This window comes from Halonotius sp. F2-221B (genome assembly GCF_046719765.1).
Taxonomy (GTDB): Archaea; Halobacteriota; Halobacteria; order Halobacteriales; family Haloferacaceae; genus Halonotius.
Window position 1 is genome coordinate 1 of the sequence record NZ_JABEBY010000009.1, and the last position, 19,633, is coordinate 19,633.

Below are 19,633 nucleotides of genomic sequence, written 5' to 3' on the forward strand. Positions count from 1 at the left end.
CACCTGATTCACCCGCTTTCACTCAATACTACGTGTCAGCCATTGGGCCGTTATGACAGATTGGACAACTAGCGATTGTGTACAAGCGGTACGAGGCGACTGCCCCGGGGCTTGACCCCGGGGTTGAAGCCGACAACACCCAATCTTCATTACGGTTGAGTATGAATAAATAACAATGAGTTCGATGGAGTGCTACCCAAAACTCAGAGAACGCGGGCAAGTCACAATCCCAGAAGAGGTCCGCGAAGGACTTGATCTGGAAGAAGGCGACCAGCTACAACTCACTGTTGAAAAACTCGACTAACAACGATGAAATACACGCTTCGCTTCCGTGCATACCTGCCCGACGACGTGGCAAGCGAAGCGTGGCACCAGATCGACATTCTCCGGCAGATTCGTAACCATGCCGTACGGGACTACTATAACTCCGACTACAACGACAAGCCATCTGACTACGACCAACACAGCAAACTCAAAGACTGGACAGACCAGTGGCCGACCTTTGCCGACCCGTCACAACACGCCGCACAACAGGCTATCAGCCAAATTCACAGCGACCTAGAGACGCTGCAAGAACGCCGAAACGAAGGCTACGATGTTGGGCGGTTGCAATGGCAAGGATCAGGCGAATTTCGGTCAGTGTCGTACAATCAGTCAAGTCGCTTCAACGTGGATTACAACACGGGCGACCACCGATTCGTGCGACTCCGACTCGAAAAGATTGGCTGGTTCAAAATCCGAGCAGACCGGGACGTACCACCAGCAGAGGACATTGACGAGGTAATCCTAAAAAAAGAGACGACTGGCGAATGGTACGTCTCACTCGTCACCACTGTCGAAGACACACCCGAGAAACCGCCACTCAGTGAGATTGAAGCCGAGGACTGCGTGGGCGTTGACCTTGGTATCACCAGCTACATCCACACTTCGGAGAACCTGTCCGTTGATACACTCGACCTGTCCGATGAGTACGACCGCTACGCACGCGAGCAGCGGAAACTCGACCGGAAAGAACACGGTTCCGCCAACTGGGAAAACCAACGCCGGAAAGTCGCCCAAGCGAAACGAAAAATTAAGCGGAAGGTGCGAGACTACCAGCACAAACTCACGACGTGGCTGGTCACAGAGTACGATTTTGTGGCCGTCGAAGACTTGGATGTGAAGCCAATGCTGGAAACCAGCCAGAACGCCAAGAACAAGCAGGATGCCGCGTGGTCGCAGTTTATCGAACTGCTGGAGTACAAGGCTGACATACACGGCACACACGTCGAAAAGGTGAAGCCGGGAGGAACAACCAAAGAGTGCGCTGTGTGTGGTGTCGAAACAGCCAAGCCAATCTGGGTACGCGAACACTCGTGCCCAGCGTGCGGCCATACGGAAGACCGCGACCTCAACGCGGCGAAGAATATTCTCTCTCGCGGACTGAAGCAGTTAGGGGCGGGACGCTCCGAATCAACGCCTGTGCAGACTGCGCTCCCTACGCTCACGCCTCACCGGGAGGCTGTGAGTGCAAAGCGCGTCGTTGAAGCAGGAAGCCCCGGGGCTTGACCCCGGGGTGAGTTCACCGCAGGCTCACAGGCCACGTCAGTGTCGGTGGCAGGAAGGTCGGGCGACCAGCTATCGGCTGTCGGAGAGCGTGATAGGATCAGCGGTGGGTCACTCGACGATCGCCTCGGGCGGCGTGCGTTCACCCGCCGGCACAGCAACATCCAGCCAGTTCTCTTCGGGCGGGAGCGGGCAGGCGAAGGTGTCGCTGTAGGCACAGAACGGGTTGTACGCGAGGTTGAAATCCAGCGTGACGGTATCCCCGTTTGTGAGCTCCTCGTCGGGTTCGGTCTCCATGTATCGCCCGCGGTGGTAGGTCTGCTGGCCGGTCGTCTTATCGCGGAACGGGATGAAGATCGTGTCGGTGTCCTCGTCTTCCTGCTGGTAGCCGGCGAGCTGTTGGCGTTCATCCCGAAGCTCGAACTCGAAGATGAACCGCCGAAGGTAGCGGATCGGCTGGCCGGCGGTCACCTCCAGTTCGATCGGATCGGGGTTCCCGTAGACGCGAACACGGGTCGGCACGCGGAACGCCGGCTTGGGATCAAAGTACGCCAACCCCTCGAAGTCGTCCCGGACTTCGGGCTGGATCGGCGACTGGGGGTGGTCGGTGAAGAACTCGTCCTTGTCGGCTCGCATCTGTTTGATCTCGCTGACCCAGCGTTCGTACTCCTCGGTATCGTCGGTGTCGGTCGCTTCGGGATCGGTCATACACCGCGTTTGCGGCGGAGCTACCTAACGGCGTTGCACCGCAGCGCGGTCACGGAGCCGCCGATCGGTTGCCGAACGGTAATCGGCGGTTGTTTACTGCCGGCAGCCAAACGATGGGTATGGCCGATCTCAACCCGATCGCAAAGCGGATTCACAACGTGACACCCGACCCGGTGCGGCTGACGCTGGATGACGGCACCGAGGCCGTCTTCGAGTTCGAGTGGACGGAGTTCTTCCAACAGGAGTTTCAGGCCGAGGGGAGCCGCAGCGACGACGACGCCAGCTACCGGCTTGTCTCCAGTGAGGACAACGAGGAGATCCTCGTCGGTCGCCAACCCGCCGGTGGCGACGGCTGGGAGATGCTCGGCGCGATCACCGCCGCCGAAGCCGCCGACAGCGACGCCGAGGCCGCAAACACCGACAGCGACGAGTCATAGCTGTTAGTCGGAATCCTGGGCGTCGACAACGGCGACGCCGGCGAGATTAACGATATCCTTGACCTCGTCGCCGCGCTGGAGGACGTGTACCGGCTTGTCCATCCCGACGAGCATCGGGCCGATGGCGGCCGCGCCGCCGAGCCGCTGGAGCAGCTTGTAGCCGATGTTGCCCGACTCAAGATTCGGGAAGATGAGGACGTTTGCGGGGCCCTCAAGCTGTGCGAACTCGTAGGTATCGGTGAGAATGTCCTCAACGACGGCGGTGTCGGCCTGCATCTCGCCGTCAACCGGGAAGTCGACCCCGCTATCGTCGTGGAGCTGTGAGACGGCATCCCGGATGGTCGCTGTGGCCTCGTTGCGGACGCTGCCGAAGTTCGAGTACGACAGCATCGCGGCCCGCGGTTCGACGTTGAAGCTGCGGGCCAACTCGGCGGTGTGTTTGGTGACCTCCGCCAGCACGTCGGCGTCGGGGTGTTGGTTGACCGTCGTATCGGCACAGAAGACAACGCGATTTTTGAACGCCAAGAGGTAGACGCCGGCGGCGTAGTTGGCGTCCTCGGCGGTGCCGATCACCTGCAGCGGCGCGCGCAACGCCGAGGGGTAGTGGTGGGTGAGTCCGGTCAACATCGCGTCGGCGTCGCCGGCTTCGACCATCACGCTGCCGAGATAGTTGGTGTCGCGCTCGATGAGCTCGGCTGCCTCGCTGCGGGTGATCCCCTTGCGACGCCGCAGCTCATACAGCTGGTCGGCGTAGGCGTCGAGTTCGCGGCCGCCGGGGTCGACGACCTCCGGCTCGAAGGCGAGGCCAAGATCGTCGGCCGTCCGGCGGATATCGCGTTCGTCGCCTAGCAGTACGGGATCGGCGATCCCCTCCTCGGCAAGCTGGTAGGCCGCCCGGATCATCTTTTCATCGGTTCCTTCGGCGAGCGCAACGCGCTTGGGGTCGCTTTTGGCCTTGTTGAGGACGATCCGCATCATCTCGCGGGATTTGCCGAGCCGCGCTTCAAGCTGTTCGGCGTAGGTGTCGAGATCATCGATCTTGGTGCGGGCACAGCCGCTGTCCATCGCCGCTTCGGCGACCGCGGGAGCGACCTCGAACAGCACGCGCGGGTCAAGCGGTTTCGGGATGACGTAGTCGGGGCCGAATTGGAGGGGTTGATCGCCGTAGGCTTTGACCACCTCGTCGGGCACGTCCTTGCGGGCCAGCTCCGCCAGGGCCTCGGCGGCGGCGTGTTTCATGTCCTCATTGATGTCGGTCGCCCGCACGTCGAGGGCACCACGGAAAATAAACGGAAATCCGAGGACGTTGTTGACCATGTTTGGATAATCGGAGCGACCGGTGGCGACGATCACGTCGTCCTCGCGGGCGGCCTTGGCGGACTCGTAGTCGATCTCAGGGTCGGGGTTGGCCATCGCAAAGATGATCGGGTTGTCGGCCATCGACCGCACCATCTCCTGGGAGACGATGCCGCCAACCGAGAGACCGACAAACACGTCCGCACCCGCCATCGCGTCGGCCAACTCGCCGGGAGGTACGTCGCTGGCGAACCGCTGTTTGTACTCGTTGAGATCATCCCGGTCGGTCGTGATGATCCCCGAGGAGTCACACATCGTGATATTGTCGTGGTCGACGCCGAGTGAGACGTAGAACTCGGCGGTCGCAATCGCCGACGCGCCCGCGCCGGAGAAGACGATATCGAGCTCATCGAGGTTCTTGCCCGTGATGTCAGCGGCGTTCAGCAGCGCGGCCCCGGAGATAATCGCCGTCCCGTGTTGGTCGTCGTGAAAGACGGGGATATCCATCCGGTCGCCGAGGCGATCCTCGATCTCGAAGCATTCGGGGGCCGTGATATCCTCCAGGTTGATGCCGCCGAAGGTCGGCTCCATGGCGGCGACCGATTCGACGAAGGCGTCAGGGTCGCTGATATCGAGTTCGATATCGAAGACATCGATGTCGGCAAACCGCTTGAAAAGGACGCCTTTACCCTCCATCACTGGTTTGGAGGCCTGCGCGCCGATGTCGCCAAGGCCGAGGACGGCCGAGCCGTTGGAGACGACGCCGACGAGATTCCCCTTCGCGGTGTACTCGAAGGCGGCCGTCGGATCGGCGTCGATATCGCGGCAGGGGGCGGCGACGCCCGGCGAGTACGCTAAGCTCAGGTCGCGTTGGGTGTTGGTCGGTTTCGTCGTCTCGATTGCGATCTTGCCCGCCGGCGGCTCCCGGTGGTACTCGCGTGCATCGTCATCTAATCCCATAGCTATCGATTACAGGGCAGCGACAAAACGATGGTGGCAGCTCACTTGTTGTCCGGGGGCGCGGTCGCAGCATCAGCCGTCAGCAGCGTTACCCGAATCCGATTGCCGCCGGAGTCGGCGGTTTCGACCGTGATCGACCCCTCCGAGAGCTCGACGACCCAGTAGACGAGCCAGAAGCCGAGACCGCTGCTGTGGTAGAGTGCGTCCATCTCGTGGTCGCCGGTGAGCACGCTTGACTCCATGCTCGGGATGGCGATCCCGTCGTCTTCGACTGTCAGCGTGACCCTGTCGTCGACGCTGACGGTCACCTCGACCGTCGGCTGGGTGGCCTCGTTGTGTGTGACGGCGTTTTCGATGAGTTCGACGACCGCCGCCTCAAGCTCGTCGATCCCGCAGGTCGGCGCGGTGTCCGGAGCCGACAGCGAGATGTTGGCGGCAGGATACTGTTCGCGGACGATCTCGACAGCGTCCTCGGCGACCGCGACGAGATCACGCGGGCGTATCGCAGCCGGGCCGGTCAGTGCCTCGATGACGCCACGCTGTTTTTCCGCGCTGGCGAGCAGGCTCTCGCCGGTGCGTCTGATGACGGCCGCGCGGTCGGCGGCCTCGGGGACGGTCTCCTCGATCAGTTCGGCGTTGCCAACGATGACGCCGATGTCGTTGCGGATGTTGTGCCGGAGGAGGTTATCCATCACCGACAGCTGTCGCTCCCGGCGGCGGCGGTCGGTGATATCGCGGGCAAAGCCGGTGATGCGGACGACCTCGCCGTCCTGAACGATGGGCTCGGCCTGTACCCACACCCAGGTCGTGTAGTTCGTCTGTGGGTTCACACGGTACTCCATGTCGACCGACTGACCCGCGGAAAGACAGTTCATCGCCTCGCGGACGGCCGGTAGGTCGTCGGGGTGGATCGCATCAAGAAACGACGCGGGATCGGCGTCGACGATATCGACCGACTGGCCAAACACCGACTCGTAGGCCGGGTTCACAAACAGGAGTTCCGACCAGTCGGCATCGAACATCCACAGTACGTCGCTGGTCGTCGACGACAGCTCCTGAAGCCGGGTCGTCATCGTGCGACACGCCTGTTCGGCGGTCACGCGGTCGGTGATATCCCGTGAACTCACGACGTAGCCGTCAAGCGACCGATCGGTGACGTTCGACATCCGGCTTTCCAGCCAGACCCACGCGCCGTCGGCCGCCCGAAAGCGGTAGTCGACGCTGCCGGCGGTGTACCCCTCGCTGTTGATCGTCTCGGTGAACCGCTCCCGAACCGCGTCGACATCGTCAGGATGGAGATAATCGAAGGTGTTGGTGCCAACGAGTTCGGCTGGCTTGTAGCCGAGGATCCGCTCGGCCGCGTCGTTGACGTAGGTAATCGAGCCGTCGGCGTCGATGAGGGCGATCTTGTCTTGAGCGTGATCAAGGAGGACGCCCAGTGAGGCCGAGCGTGACATAGCTGCTCTGACATGGGTCGTGAGGGGACAGCAAACGACTGTCTTAGCTACGTTGGGCCAGCATCATAAAAGCCAGTCACGCGTCAGCTACCCGTTGTTTTGGCCAGCGATCCGACACACGAACCCCGGCCGACAGCGACGATCAGTCGACGACCGCCGTCTCGCCGCCGTCGTCGCTGGCGTCCGTTTGGGGTCGCAGCCGCAGGGCGTCGTCACAGGCCGCCAGCATCGACACCTCGTAGGTGGTGACGTAGGTCAACACCGCGATCTGCACCGGCAACAGCAACACCCAGCCGGCCAGCAGCGTCAGCACCGCGAGCAGCCCCAACACCACGAGCGCGGCGGTCGAGGAGGCGGCCGCGCTGAGCCCACCGAACAGCCCAAAGACGATGACCAGCCCGATCACGCCGCCGATGACAAGGACGATCCCGTAGACGATGACCGAAAGGATCGCTCGGGCGATCCCGATCGCCAACAACAGCAGGAAGTGGACGACGAGGTAGACGCCAAACTGCGAGAGTTGCCCGCGGAAGATCGGCCAGAACCGCCGCCACCCATCGAGGACGCCGCTGTCGGTGACGACCATCGTCGGGACGACGAACTCGTCGGTGATCCGGCTCACGATCGTCGACACAAGGATGACCGCAAAGACGACCAGCGCGGCGGCCACGCCGACGCCCAGGCCGATCGGGATATCGGCCAGCACGACAAACGCCACAAGCCCGGCGATCGGCCCGACGGTCAGCAACTGGAGGCCGATCTTGAACACGTACAGCCGGAATGCCTGGCCGAATCGGCGTTTCGCGGGCTCGATGAGCCGCACCCTGTCGGTCTGGAGATCGTCGTAGAAGACGAACCGCAATGTCTCCGTGAGGAGACCGATCACCAGCACAAACCCAAGTATGAGGAGGGCGATCGCGGCGATGATCCCGAGTTCGGCACCGGCCATCTCAAGCAGTTCACTCGGCGGCGGCAGCTCACCGGTCGGCGGCGCGCCGGCGGTCACGTTGCCGTCGGGGGCAAACTCGCCGCCAGGTGGGGCGGTGATGTTCCCGTCGGTGGTCACGTTGCCACCGCCGGTGCTCACGTTACCGGCAGGGTCGTCGCCGGGGATCGAGGAGGGGAGGTTCAACAGGCCGAGGCCGGAGCCGCCCGTCCCGACAAAGATCGAGATGAGGGCGAGTTTCAGCCATCGACCGACGGCAAACGGGGAGAGAAACGACCGAGTTTCCTCGATCGCCTCGTCGACACTATCGATCGCGTGCCATGACATATGTGTGACCAGTCTTGACTCCCTCAAAGGGGTTTCGAAGGCGCAAATCGCGTTATGGGTTCCGATGTAGCACCGCCGGGCGAGCGAGCGTCGCCTCGCCAGCGACATCGTCGACGGCGTCGACCTCGATCGTCGGCCACGCGTCGGGCAGCGTCAGCGGCTCGATCGTATCGGCGGTGACCAACACGGTGCCCTCGCTTTTCGCGCCCTGCACAGTCGGGTTCCACGCGTAGGCCATCGGCGCGACAACGCGGGCCGGGTGGTCGGGTGTGGCGATCCACTCCCGGCCGGCGAAGCCGGCGGCTCCACCCTGATGGTGGTTCGTCCACTCGTCGGGCCAGTCGACGGCGGCGTAGGCCTGTTGAATAGCTCCAAACACGTCGCCGGCGGTGCCGCCGTCGGCTGCGGCCTGCTGGGTCGCCGCCAGCGCGCTTACCTCGACGGCCGCGGCGGCGCGGTGGCGGTCGGCAAGCCAGTCGGGCGCGTCGAAGGCGACCGTTCGGGTCGCACTCGCATACAGGCCGCCGCGGTGGGCGGTCACCGACAGCAACGCGTAGTCGCCAACTGCCGTCTCGGTCGGCGTGTAGTGGCGATACTGCTGGGCGCGCTCATCGCCGCCGACGAGAACGACCGGCGCGACGAGCCCGCGGGCTTCGAGTGCCGCCCGGAGTTCGGTGGCGACCTCGCGTTCGGTGTCAGTGGCGGCGATCGATCGCCCGACAGCCTCGATGGCCGCGGCGACATCCGCACCGACCGCCCGATAGCGATCGATATCGGCGGCTGCCAGCGGTTGGCGGAGCGACGAGGCATCGACTGTCTCGAACCCCGGTACGTCGAAGTCGGCAGCGGCCGGCGTCGGCGACCGCTCGGCGACAGCCTCAGCTAGTGAGTCAGCATACCAGTCGGCCGCCTCAATGGTGAACGCGTCGGGTACCTCCTCGTCACGAAGTCGCGGGGCTTCGATGGTGTCGGTGATGACGCGAAAGCCAGCCTCGCGGTCGTAGCCGGCGGCGGCGACGCCGACCGGCCCCTCGCGGTCGACGACGTTGCTGCCGCCGGTCAGCCACGCGAAGCTGTTGGGGCGAGCAAACCAGACGGCCGCGAGATCGCGGGCGGCGAGATAGCGATCGAGTCGCTCACGGCGGTCGGCCAGCGGCGGTGTTGCAGGTGGCATACCGCTAGCTTCGGCCGCAGCTACTTCAACGCGAAGCTCACTGACACCGGCGGTGCGGCGGCGTGTGAACAGGTCTAAATATCCAGCAGCCCGATGTTAGGCAAATGGTTGAACGCCCAGACTGGCTTAGCTTTCGGCGGTTTGCGGCGGTGACAACCGCGCTCACACTGTCGCTGATCACCCTCGGCGTCTACACCTCGGCGACCGGTTCCGGGCTGGCCTGTCAGGCCCAGTGGCCGCTGTGTTCGGATCAGTTGATCCCCGCGCTCACGATCAACCCGGATTTCATCGAATGGTTCCACCGGGTCGTGGCGATGATCACCGGCTTCTTCATCCTCGGCACCGCGGGCTGGGCATGGCGGCGCGGTGACCGCCAAACGACGCTGGCGGCAGCCGGCGCGGTCATCCTGCTTCCGCTGCAGATCTCGATCGGCGCGATCACCGTAACGATCAACGGGCTTGTGCCGTGGGGGTATTCTGTCCCGACACATGCGGCGCACCTCGTGGCCGCGCTATCGATCTTCACGCTGTTGTCGCTGACGACGATCTACGCCTACCGCGATCACCACAGTCGGCCGCCACGAGCACGGAGTCGACGCGCCCTCAGTGTCACCCTCATCGCGCTGCTGGTCAGTGGCCTGTTCAGTCGTGGCGTCCCGCTGTTGGAGTACTCGGTGGGCGCGCAGGCGTGGTATTACGCCGTGTCGCTGGTCGCGGTTGTCGGGCTGTTGGCGACGGTGCACTGGCTGACCGGTGTCGACCGTCTCGGCCGGCAGTTGGCCGGGGTCGCCCTCGGTATCGTCGTTGCCACCATGTTGATCGGCCGGGATCTCATCGTCTACACGCCGACCGTCCAACTGCTCAACTTCGGGCTCTATGTGGCTGCGGTGGTGCTTGTCGCCGCCGGGCTCTGGCGGCTGTTCGGAGGGGCACAGTCGCCGTCGACGCCGTTCGGAACCGAACACTCAGAGTAGAAGGCATCGTCAACACCAAGCCGTGAAGCGCGTGCCCATCGTCTACATGAAGTCGTTGAGCCCGGCCTGATTCTCATCGTCATCAGCAGTCTCGGCTGTGGCATCGCCGTCAGTGTCGGCGTCGACAGCGGAGTCACTTGCCTCGCTGTCGTCGGAGGCGGCAGGATCGCTCTTCGTCCCATCGGCGTCGCTGTCGGCGTCGCGTGTGGCCCCGGCGAACGCGCCGCCGGAGTGGGCTTCGATCGCCTCCGCGCGCAGTTCCTCGGCGTCGGCGACGATCGACTCAACCTTGTTCGTTGACTCACCGCTGCCGGTAATAAACGAGACCGCCGCTTCGTCGAGCTCGTACGCTGCGGCCATCGCCACGGTCAGTTCCCGGGGCTTGCAGTGGTGTGTCATCGCCGACAGGAACGGCAGCACCTCGCGGCGAGCGGTGTCGATGCTGAGGCCGCTGCGCTCGGCGATCCGCTGGCAGACCTCGTCGGCGGTTTCGTTGGAACCAGGCCAAAACTGCGGGCGGCTGTAGCGCGTCCAGCCGCCGTTGGTGCCGTCGCGGGCGGCGGCGACCCCGGCGGCCGCGTTGTCGGTCGCATACCGCCAGTAGCTGTAGTTTTGGGTGGCACGCACGCGGCCGAGCCAGCGGTCGGCGTTGGCGAGGGCATCGTAGGCGCGGGCAGCCTCGGTTGGCTCGTAGACCGCCAGCAGATTGTTTTCGAGCCACTTCGTCAGGTCATCGGGCGTCTCATCGACGCGGTAGGCCGACTGCAGGGCCTCCTCGGCGGATTCCTCCTTGAGGACGGCATCAAGGAATGGAAACAGATCCATCGCCCGGTCGCGGCCGCTGGTGACGACATCCTCGGCCGTGATCGCATCGCGGCCCTCCGCGGCGGCCTGGAGATCCTTGATCGCCCCACGAAGGTCGCCGTCGTTGGTCTCGGCGATGGCGTCGAGGGCGTCGCCTTCGTACTCGATGTCCTCGCGGCGACAGATATCCCGCAACACGGGGACGATCGATCGGCTCGACACGTCCCGGAACTCGATATCCTCACAGGCGTTGCGCAGCCCCCGGGACATCTCGTAGAACTCGTTGGCGATGAGGACGATCGGTTGGCCGGACTCCTTGACCAGGTTCGTGATCGCCGACGCGCCGCCGCGGTCGTAGGTGCCGTGGATGTTGTCGGCCTCATCAAGGATGACGAGTTGGCGGCTCTCGGTGTCGCCACCGCGGGCACCGCCACCGCCCGCACTGCCGGCCAAGGTAGCATTGTTCGCCGCCCGGCCGGCAAACCGCTCGATCACGTCGGCGGTTCGCTGGTCGGAGGCGTTGAGTTCGACGGTCTCCCAGCCCATATCGTTGGCCAGCGCGTGGGCCGCGGAGGTCTTGCCGACCCCCGGCGAGCCATGGAGGATGACCGCCTGCCCGTGGTCGTCCCACGTTGTGGCCCACTCGTGAAAGGCGTCGCGGGCTTTGTCGTTGCCCCGCACCTCCGAGAGGGTCGTCGGGCGGTAGCGTTCGGTCCAATCAGCCATTATCCGCATGTGGCTCGTCGCTTGCTTAGTGGTTGCGACCGCGGGGGAGGGAACAGAGCCGCATCGGTCGCCGGTAGATTCATCCGGACAGTGACGGAACTGTATGGTATGGGAGAACATCAATCACACGCGATGGATGACAGCGAGATCGATTCACTGCTCGGCAACGGCGGCACGGGCGTGGTCTCGTTCGCTGATGGCGACGAACCGTACGCGATCCCCATCTCCTACGGGTATGACAGCGACGAGGGCAGCATCTACCTCCGGTTTGGCTTCGCCCCTGACAGCGAAAAACGGCAGTTTGTCGACGACGGTGTGACGGCGTCGCTGGTCGTCAGCGATGACACAGGGGGCTGGCGGAGCGTCATCGCCCGCGGACCGCTGACATCGATCTCCGAACCCGCGATCCAGGACGGGGCCACCGAAAGCATCCACCGGATGAACATCCCCTATGTGACGATTCACGAGACACCCGCCACGGAGATGGAGTTCGAGGTCTACCGACTCGATCCGAAAGAACTGACCGGTCGCAAAGAGCGACCCTAAGCGTCGAGCCACCGGAGATAGTGGCTGTCCCCAAGCGGAATACGACAGCTGTCTAGGCGATGGTTCGACACGCTTTTTTCCGAATCGGCGAAACAGCACGTATGAACCAACAGGTGCGTATGCGGTGACAACGACCGTCCGTGAGGATCTCGCCCACCGGATCGCCGGCGAGGTCACGCTGAGCGACGACCCCGGTGCGACGCTGAAGAAGTGGCGCACCGATTTCAACATCTCCCAAACCGAGTTGGCCGCCCAGATCGACGTTTCCTCCTCGGTGATATCGGATTACGAGAGCGGCCGCCGGGAGAGCCCCGGTATCGGCATCGTCCGCCGGCTGGTCACCGCGCTGCTGGATGTCGATGAATCGCGTGGCGGCAGCCACATCCGCCAGTACGGTCGCGTGCTGTCGGCCGGCTTCGAGAGCGACATCGTCCACGACCTCCGGGAGTATCCCGCGGCCCTCGCACTCGATGAGTTCTACGATGCCCTCGACGCCACCGAGGTTAGCGAGGGGAAATGGGATTACGTCAACGGCCACACCGTCATCAACAGCATCCAGACGATCACGCGCCTGAGCAACGAGGAGTTCTACCGGCTGTACGGCCAAAGCACCGACCGCGGGCTCGTGTTTACGAACGTGAGTCGCGGGGAGGGGCCGCTGGTCGCCATGCGCGTCGTCACGCCGACGCCAAACGCCGTCGTTCTGCATGGGATCGAGGCCGACGACCTCTGGGAACACGCGCCCGCACTCGCAGAGATCGACGGCTTCTCGCTGGCGACCTCAACCCGTGACCTCGATGATGCCCTCGCGGAGCTACGGGAGTTGGCCTAAGCGACGGCGGCGACGCGGCAACAACAACGACGACGCTCAGTAGTCGATCTGACTGTTGATCCCGACGGCGAGCGCGACGACACCGACGAGGGCGACAGCAACGCTGCCGAGCCACGCCTGCGAGGACGGGGCAGCGATCTGACTCCCCCAGAGGCCGACGACAAGCGCGAGGCCGCCGGCGACGATGAACTGGACGAACCGTTCCATCGATTGCGGTGTTGCCGCGGCGACGACGAGAATGTTACCGTTTGTCTAGCCACGCGGCACCGACTCAAAACACCCGCCGTCGACGCCCGATGCCGCCCTCACGCAAGTCAGCTTCCGACACCGGCATCACGTACGTCCCGACCCGTTCGCGGCGCCACCAGTCGCCGGTGTCGGCGCGCTCCTCGCGGGTTGTAAACCGGTAGCGATAGCGACGGACGCGGAGTTGCTCCGGCGGCTCATCGGGGAACGGATTCGATTCGAGTAGCGACAGCGTCGCCGCGTCGTTGTCGAGGAGGGCTGCGAGGAACGACTTGAACCACCGCTGTCGCGGGCCGGGTTGCGGGCGCATCGCGGCGAACCAGAGTTGCCAGTCCAGTCGCAGGTGGTAGGGTGCCCACTGCGGCGGTCGCTCGTCGGTGGCGACGGGCTGGCCCTTGAACTCGTAGGCCTGCCAGTCGTCCTCAGTCGGGTTCGTCGCGTCGGTGCCCTCAATCACGAGTTGGAAGCGGTCGGTCGTCACCGAGCCGAACGCGCCGTAGGTGTTGACGAGGTTGAGCGGATCGAAGGCGGTGTTCATCACCTGCGACCGCGAGAGCATGTTCGCCGTCGGGCGGATGCTGAGCGCGGCGACGAAGATAGCCAGCAGGATCGACGCCGCCGAGAGCCACCCAGGCGTCGCCGTCATTGCTGGCGCGGTGATCGGCAACAGGGATGTCAGCACGCCATCGCTGAACAGCGCGACCGACTGAACGATGGTGAGCGCGTTCAGGAACGCGAAATTACCGGTGAGCATGAGCCAGCCCTGAAAGCCGATGGTGGCGACGCCGCCGACAGCGGCGAACGGCTGTGGGGCGAAATAGAGAAACGGCACCGCGAGTTCGACGATGTGGTTGCCCAGCGTTTCCACGCGATGAAACCGATCCGGCAGTCGGTAAGCAAACCAACTCAGCGGGTTCGGGATCGGCTGGGTTTCATAATGGTAGTCGAGACAGGTGAGGTCGCGCCAGCAGTCGTCGCCGCGGATCTTGATCAGGCCCGCGCCGAACATATTGCGGAAGACCAGCCACTTCAGCAGCCAGATCACGACCACGGGCGGCTGGCTCGGCCCTGCGCCGAGGAAGACAGCGAGAAAGCCGGTTTCCAGCAGCATCGACTCCCAGCCGTAGCCGTAGAAGATGCGGCCGGCGTTAACAAACGACTGGTAGAGCCCCCACAGCAGGAGCCACAGTAGCATCGACGCCGGAACGGCATACGGCGTCGGCAGCCAGTACGGCCCAGCGAGGAGGGCGATAGCCGAGAGAGCGACACCGCTCCAGGCCGCAACGCCGATAGCGCGGTCGCTCGGGAAGACGTAGAACAAGCTGGGTCGCTGGCGGAAGGTGGTGCCCTCGACGTATTCTTCGATCGGAAGCAACCCATCCTCGCCGGCCAGCGGGCGGAACTGCGTTGCGGCGACGAGAAACGCGAGCAAGTAGATAACCGCGAGGCCGCGCTGAAAGACGAAGCGAACGAGCCAGTAGCTCCCGACCTCCGGCAGCATATCCTACCCTGACGGCGTGGGCGACAAATACGTACCGCAACACGCGAGCCGACCGCAAAAACGTGATCGCTACCGTGCTGTCGGTGTGATCCCGTCGCCGACAGCGTCCATCACCTGGAGGACGGCACTGGCGGCCAGCCCCTGGGCGACCTCGCGTTGGGTCTCGTCGTCGAGGCCGGCTTCGAGGTCGTCGAGATCCGGCGTGTAGCCGGCGGTTACCGGGTGGCCCGCGGGCGGATCGACCGCGACGGTGGCTGCGGGGCCGCCATCCTGAAGCTCCGAGCCGACATGGTAGCCATCCGGGAGATAGGACTCCGTTTCGGCGACGATCGCGGCGACCGCATGGCGGAGCGCCTGCCGTTGGCCGCCCGAGAGTTCGACATCAGTCGGCTGCTCATCGATGCCCATTCCGGCACCTGCCCCCGGATAGTTTCCGTTCATTAGAGAGTCATACAGGGTAGGTGCGGACGTAATAAAAAGGCGTCGGCGACGGCGATCCTTCGGCCGGTGTGGGATGGCGGTTCAGAATCAGCAGATCGGCTCGCTGTCGCCGTAGGCCGCGAGCACGACTGCGGCGGTGTGGCCGCCGCCGTCGGCGTCGATCGTGGAAACAAGCGCGTCGCGGTCGGTGAACGTCCACTCCCGAAGCTCACAGCCGGCATCGAGGCCGCGGCGGGCAGCGTCCTCGACGGCATCGGGATCGGTGCCGGAGGCCTCGTAGAACAACCCCGGCCCCGGCCCGGTCGCCCACGCGATGGCGGTCGCCGCCGTCTCGACGGCCGCCTCGGGGCCGACGACCGACCGCCCCTCGACGACGGTCAGCCGGTTGCCGGCCGGCCCGAGATCCGGCGCGCGGTCGACAACCTCGATCTCGGCGTCGGCTGGGATGACAGAGGAGACGGCCACAAGGTTGTAGTTGTGGAGGTTGGCGTCGGCGAGTGCGGCGTCGTAGGCAGCCATCGCCGTGGGGGCCCGGCCGATCCCGCCGGCGACATGGATCGTCGTCATTACCGTACCGCGGCGGCCCGGCGGCTAATCGGTTACGGATCACCACGAGAAACGGGAACAGATCACGTAGCCGGGGTCGTCGCCCACGGCGGTCGTCACCGCCGGTGGCAGTGGCGGCGTCAGTGGCGGTATCGAACGACGCCGTCGTTGGTCTCGTTGGTGTCCAGTTTCTCGCGGGCGTCGTCGATATCAGATCGGGTGACAGTCGTCCGGTCGTCGCGGATGGCGAACATCCCGGCCTCGGTGATGAGGCTCTCGATGTCCGCGCCGCTGTAGTCGTTGAGATCGGCTGCGAGATCGGCAAAGTCGACATCGCTGTCGACGTTGATTGCCTCGCTGTGGATCTCAAGGATCTTCTCTCGGCCCTCGGCGTTCGGCTTTGGCACCTCGATGAGCCGGTCGAAGCGACCCGGCCGGAGAATCGCCTCGTCGAGCATGTCGAAGCGGTTCGTGGCGGCCATCAGCTGAATCTCGCCGCGCTCGTCGAAGCCATCCATCTCCGAGAGCAGCTGCATCATCGTTCGCTGTACCTCGGCGTCGCCCGATGTTTTTGAGTCGGTTCGCCGGGAGGCAACGGCGTCGATCTCGTCGATAAAGACGACGGCGGGCTCGCGTTCGGCCGCCAGCGAAAATAGATCCCGGACGAGCCGCGCGCCTTCGCCGATGAACTTTTGAACTAATTCGGAGCCCGTCATCTTGATGAACGTGGCGTTGCTCTCGTTGGCGACAGCCTTCGCCAACATCGTCTTGCCCGTTCCGGGTGGGCCGTGCAGCAGGACGCCCGACGGCGGGTCGATGCCGACGGCGTCAAACTGCTCGGGGTTCTCGATTGCGTCCTCGACGGCCTCCCGTACCTCGGTGATCTGGTCGTCGATCCCGCCGATGTCGTCGTAGGTTACCTCGGGGGATTCGGTGACCTCCATCGCCTGGGCGCGGGCGTCGGTCTCGTCGTCGAGTACCTGCTGGATGCCGAACGATTCGTTGATGGCGACGCGGTCGCCGGATTCGAGTTCGTCTTCCAGCTCCGGGGTGACCTCGGTGAGCACCTCCTGGTTGTTGCCGTGCTGTTTGATGACGACATTGCCGTCGTCGGTGAGCTCCTCGACGCTGGCGATGTAGAGGGCAGCCGTTTTCAACGCCTCGTTGCGATCCTTGAGCCGGCTGACCTCCTCGTGGAGGTCGGTGCGTTGCTCGGTGGCCTCCGAGAGCCGGGTTTCCAGCTCCTCGTTGACGGCCATGAGCCGCTTAAAGTGTTTTTTGAGTGCCGACAGCCGCTCGGCGGGCGACATCTCGGGATCCAGATCCAGCCGTGGGCGGTCGGGAATCGACGGGCTACGTGACATTCGTCATCCGATTTGGTCTGCCGGTAAATGTGCCTTTGGGTCGCGGGGAATGTGCCGTGGTACCACGGTTCCTGTCAGCCACACCGAGTGACCGTCTCAACGAAGCTCGTCGATCCGGTCGAGATACGTGTCGTAGACGCCGAGAGCTGACTCGATGGGGTCGACACTGGTCATATCGATGCCGGCGAGTTCGAGCGCCTCGATCGGGTAGACGCTACCGCCGGCGGCCAGCATCTCGCGGTAGTCGGCGGCCGCCGACTCGTCGACTGCGTCGGTAGCTGAATCGCCGAGAATCCGGTCGACGATGGCGACCGCCGCGGAGATGCCGGTCGCATACTGGTAGACATAGAAGTTGTAGTAGAAGTGCGGAATCCGCTGCCACTCGCGCTGGATGCGGTCGTCGATGACAGCCGGCTCGTAGTAGTCGGTCTTGAGCCCACCGTAGAGCTCGTCGAACACGTCCGGCGTCAACGGCTCGTCGTTCTCGGCGCGTTCGTGGATCTGTTGTTCGAACTCCGCAAACATGGTCTGCCGGTAGAGCGTCGACCGGAACCGTTCGAGGTACTCGTCAAGGACGTGCAGCCGAAGTTCGTCGTCGTCGACGGTCTCAAGCAGGTGCTGGGTGAGCAGCGTCTCGTTGACCGTCGAGGCGACCTCGGCGACGAAGATCTCATAGCTTGCGTCGTGCCACGGCTGGGCCTCCTGTGCCAACTCCGAATGCATCGAGTGGCCCAGCTCGTGGGCCAGCGTAAACATCGAGGAGATGTCGTCCTGGTAGTTCATGAGGATGAACGGCTGGGTGTCGTAGGTGCCCGAGGAGAACGCGCCGGAGCGTTTGCCGCGATTCTCATACACATCGACCCAGCGACTATCGAGCCCCTCAGCCAGTCGGTCGCGGTAGGCCTCACCCAGCGGTTCGACCGCCTCGATGATCCACTCTTTCGCCTGTTCGTATTCGACATCCGGCCCCTCTTCGCCGGTGATCGAGGTGTAAAGATCCCACATCTGGAGGTCATCGACACCGAGGGCGTCGCGTTTGATCTCGGCGTGGCGATGGAGAGAATCGAGGTTGTCGTGAACCGTCTCAACAAGTGTGTCGTAGACCTCGACCGGGACGTTCGGCCCGTCGAGGGCGGCCTCGCGGGCGGTCTCGTAGTTCCGGGCGCGAGCGACCTTCACGTCCTTGCGAACCTGCTTTTTCAGCGACGTGCCGACCGTGTTGCGGACAGTCTCCCACTCGTCGTAGTAGGCCTCATGCACCCGCTGGCGAAAGGCGCGGTTCTCGTGTTTCTGTAGCGTGGTGAAATTGGCTTGGCTGATTTCAATCTCCTCACCGTCGGGATCCTCGACGGTCGGGAACTCCATATCGGCGTTCGACAGCATCGAGTAGATCTCACTCGGCGATGAGGTGACCTCGCCCAGCTCCGCCAGCAGCTCCTCGACTTCCTTCGAGCGCGTGTGGGGCTTCCCACGGAGCACGTCATCGAAGAACTGCTCGTATTCGGCGAGGGCCGGCACCTCGTCGATGAATTGCTCGATGTCGTCCTCCGTCAGTTCCTGTAGCTCGGGCTCGATGTAGGAGGTCGCGCTGGAGGCCTCCGAGGAGAGGGCTTCGGCCTTTCCCGAGAGGGCCTGATACTCCTGATTCCGGGTATCCTCGCTGGATCGCAGGTTCGCATAGACCGACAGCTGGGCGACCTCGCGCATGATCTCCTCGCGGAGTTCCAACAGTTCCAGCAGTGTCTCGGGGCTCTCGGTGGCCCGGCCCTCGTAGGCGGCCAGCTCCTCGATCCGCCCGGAGACGGTCTCGAAGTGTTCGGCCCACGCATCGTCAGACTCGAAGATCGATCCGAGTGCCCATCTGTGCTCCTCGGCGATATCGGATCGCTCGGGTACCGTACTCATACAGGAAGGTGGCCGACAGCGCGCCTAAAGCTTGTCCTCCGCGTCGTCGAGATGATCAGCCAGCGTCGTGCTAACGCGGTGACCGACGAACGCATCCAGCGCGCGTTCGCCGAAGGCCGCAACGCCGCTGGCGGTGGCGTGGGGATCGCACTCGAAGTCGATTCCGGGATACTCGACCGCCGACAACACCAGTGGTTCGGGCGACGCCGTCTGTGGTCGTGGGTCGACCGGATCATCGCCGAGCAGTTGTTCGATCCACGCCAGCGATTTGCTGCCGCTGCCGACAGCCTGCACGACAGCGATAAACCGCCGAACGAAATGGCGCGGGAAGCCGCCGGCAGCGATGGTGACTACCAACACATCGCCGTCCCGGTCAAGCGTGGCGGTGAGGTCGCGGTCGGTGCCGGTGTCGTCGGGCGTCAGATTGTGGAAATCGTGGTGGCCGTTGAGCGCGTCGACCGCCTCGGCAGCGCGGTCATCGTCGATGGTGGAGCGGCCATCGAGCGTTCGGCCGGTGTCGCCGACTTCTTGGGGTGCGTAAAGGTGATAGACGTACTCGCGTCGCACCGGATCGTGGGTCGCATGGAAGTCGTCGGCAACGTCGGCACTCGCCCACGCTCTGATCGTCGCCGGCAGCTCGCTGTTAAGCGCGCGCGGCGACAGCCACGCTGGGCACTCGAAAGCGACTGTCTGGGCGACCGCTGACACGCCGGCGTCGGTGCGGCCTGCGGCAGCGTAGCCGGTCGGTTTGTCGGCTTCGGGTGGGAGGATCGACAGCTCCCGGAGGGCGTCGAATAGCGCGCCCTCAACGGTCGGCACCGACGGCTGTCGCTGAAAGCCGTAGAACGGGCGGCCGTCGTAGGCAAGACGGAACGCTCGCATCGGCTGTTCGTTCCAC

The 19,633-nt window shown here is 64.2% G+C and carries 19 protein-coding genes; 6 read left to right on the forward strand and 13 right to left on the reverse strand.

What is annotated here, in order from left to right; all coding sequences use genetic code 11:
* The first annotated feature begins 175 nt into the window (after nt 1-175).
* Together HKK80_RS07685 and HKK80_RS07690 are read left to right on the forward strand one after the other, a co-directional pair.
* Nucleotides 176-304, forward strand: coding sequence for an AbrB/MazE/SpoVT family DNA-binding domain-containing protein (locus tag HKK80_RS07685; protein WP_411799027.1), 129 nt, complete (start codon nt 176-178; stop codon nt 302-304).
* A 5-nt stretch (nt 305-309) separates the two neighbouring features.
* Nucleotides 310-1,548, forward strand: coding sequence for an RNA-guided endonuclease InsQ/TnpB family protein (locus HKK80_RS07690; RefSeq protein ID WP_411799028.1), 1,239 nt, complete (start codon nt 310-312; stop codon nt 1,546-1,548).
* 108 nt (nt 1,549-1,656) lie between these two features.
* Here the strand turns inward: HKK80_RS07690 and HKK80_RS07695 are convergent, their stop codons facing one another.
* A complete protein-coding gene (locus HKK80_RS07695) occupies nt 1,657-2,253 on the reverse strand; it encodes a DUF1684 domain-containing protein (RefSeq protein ID WP_411799029.1) in 597 nt (198 codons plus the stop codon).
* 119 nt (nt 2,254-2,372) lie between these two features.
* Here HKK80_RS07695 and HKK80_RS07700 point away from each other — a divergent pair, with 119 nt between their 5' ends.
* Nucleotides 2,373-2,690 (forward strand): transcriptional regulator, encoded by a 318-nt coding sequence (locus HKK80_RS07700; protein ID WP_411799030.1) that lies wholly within the window; start codon nt 2,373-2,375, stop codon nt 2,688-2,690.
* A gap of 3 nt (nt 2,691-2,693) precedes the next feature.
* On the opposite strand, the gene HKK80_RS07705 is transcribed toward HKK80_RS07700, so the two are convergent.
* The 4 genes from HKK80_RS07705 to HKK80_RS07720 form a co-directional block, all read right to left on the reverse strand.
* Nucleotides 2,694-4,946, reverse strand: a complete 2,253-nt coding sequence (locus HKK80_RS07705; protein WP_411799031.1) for an NADP-dependent malic enzyme — start codon at nt 4,944-4,946, stop codon at nt 2,694-2,696.
* Between the two features lie 41 nt (nt 4,947-4,987).
* Nucleotides 4,988-6,403 (reverse strand): PAS domain S-box protein, encoded by a 1,416-nt coding sequence (locus tag HKK80_RS07710; RefSeq protein ID WP_411799032.1) that lies wholly within the window; start codon nt 6,401-6,403, stop codon nt 4,988-4,990.
* Between the two features lie 142 nt (nt 6,404-6,545).
* On the reverse strand, nt 6,546-7,676 hold the full coding sequence (locus tag HKK80_RS07715; protein ID WP_411799033.1) for a hypothetical protein: 1,131 nt from the start codon (nt 7,674-7,676) through the stop codon (nt 6,546-6,548).
* Nucleotides 7,677-7,728: 52 nt separating this feature from the next.
* Nucleotides 7,729-8,850 carry a M24 family metallopeptidase gene (locus HKK80_RS07720; RefSeq protein WP_411799034.1) on the reverse strand — a complete coding sequence of 374 codons (1,122 nt, stop codon included), beginning with the start codon at nt 8,848-8,850 and terminating at the stop codon, nt 7,729-7,731.
* 104 nt (nt 8,851-8,954) lie between these two features.
* On the opposite strand from HKK80_RS07720, the gene HKK80_RS07725 reads away from it, so the two are divergent.
* Nucleotides 8,955-9,824 (forward strand): COX15/CtaA family protein, encoded by an 870-nt coding sequence (locus HKK80_RS07725; RefSeq protein WP_411799035.1) that lies wholly within the window; start codon nt 8,955-8,957, stop codon nt 9,822-9,824.
* Nucleotides 9,825-9,866: 42 nt separating this feature from the next.
* On the opposite strand, the gene HKK80_RS07730 is transcribed toward HKK80_RS07725, so the two are convergent.
* Nucleotides 9,867-11,354 carry a replication factor C large subunit gene (locus tag HKK80_RS07730; protein ID WP_411799036.1) on the reverse strand — a complete coding sequence of 496 codons (1,488 nt, stop codon included), beginning with the start codon at nt 11,352-11,354 and terminating at the stop codon, nt 9,867-9,869.
* A 108-nt stretch (nt 11,355-11,462) separates the two neighbouring features.
* Between HKK80_RS07730 and HKK80_RS07735 the strand changes: the two genes are divergently transcribed.
* Nucleotides 11,463-11,900, forward strand: a complete 438-nt coding sequence (locus HKK80_RS07735) for a pyridoxamine 5'-phosphate oxidase family protein (RefSeq protein ID WP_411799037.1) — start codon at nt 11,463-11,465, stop codon at nt 11,898-11,900.
* A 124-nt stretch (nt 11,901-12,024) separates the two neighbouring features.
* Nucleotides 12,025-12,732 carry a helix-turn-helix domain-containing protein gene (locus tag HKK80_RS07740; RefSeq protein ID WP_411799038.1) on the forward strand — a complete coding sequence of 236 codons (708 nt, stop codon included), beginning with the start codon at nt 12,025-12,027 and terminating at the stop codon, nt 12,730-12,732.
* Between the two features lie 36 nt (nt 12,733-12,768).
* Here HKK80_RS07740 and HKK80_RS07745 read toward each other — a convergent pair whose 3' ends face one another.
* From HKK80_RS07745 to truA, 7 genes are all read right to left on the reverse strand, one after another.
* Nucleotides 12,769-12,939, reverse strand: a complete 171-nt coding sequence (locus HKK80_RS07745) for a hypothetical protein (protein ID WP_411799039.1) — start codon at nt 12,937-12,939, stop codon at nt 12,769-12,771.
* A 64-nt stretch (nt 12,940-13,003) separates the two neighbouring features.
* Nucleotides 13,004-14,479, reverse strand: a complete 1,476-nt coding sequence (locus HKK80_RS07750; RefSeq protein WP_411799040.1) for a lipase maturation factor family protein — start codon at nt 14,477-14,479, stop codon at nt 13,004-13,006.
* Between the two features lie 69 nt (nt 14,480-14,548).
* Nucleotides 14,549-14,920: a DUF5811 family protein gene (locus tag HKK80_RS07755; protein WP_411799041.1), complete on the reverse strand. Its 372-nt coding sequence runs from the start codon at nt 14,918-14,920 to the stop codon at nt 14,549-14,551.
* A gap of 87 nt (nt 14,921-15,007) precedes the next feature.
* Entirely contained in the window at nt 15,008-15,487 is a 480-nt protein-coding gene (locus HKK80_RS07760) for a pyruvoyl-dependent arginine decarboxylase (protein ID WP_411799042.1), read from the reverse strand.
* Between the two features lie 119 nt (nt 15,488-15,606).
* Nucleotides 15,607-16,830: a proteasome-activating nucleotidase Pan2 gene (gene pan2 / locus HKK80_RS07765; RefSeq protein WP_411799043.1), complete on the reverse strand. Its 1,224-nt coding sequence runs from the start codon at nt 16,828-16,830 to the stop codon at nt 15,607-15,609.
* A gap of 96 nt (nt 16,831-16,926) precedes the next feature.
* Entirely contained in the window at nt 16,927-18,735 is a 1,809-nt protein-coding gene (gene pepF / locus HKK80_RS07770) for an oligoendopeptidase F (RefSeq protein WP_411799044.1), read from the reverse strand.
* A gap of 24 nt (nt 18,736-18,759) precedes the next feature.
* Nucleotides 18,760-19,617: a tRNA pseudouridine(38-40) synthase TruA gene (truA, locus tag HKK80_RS07775; RefSeq protein WP_411799045.1), complete on the reverse strand. Its 858-nt coding sequence runs from the start codon at nt 19,615-19,617 to the stop codon at nt 18,760-18,762.
* Nucleotides 19,618-19,633 lie beyond the last annotated feature (16 nt).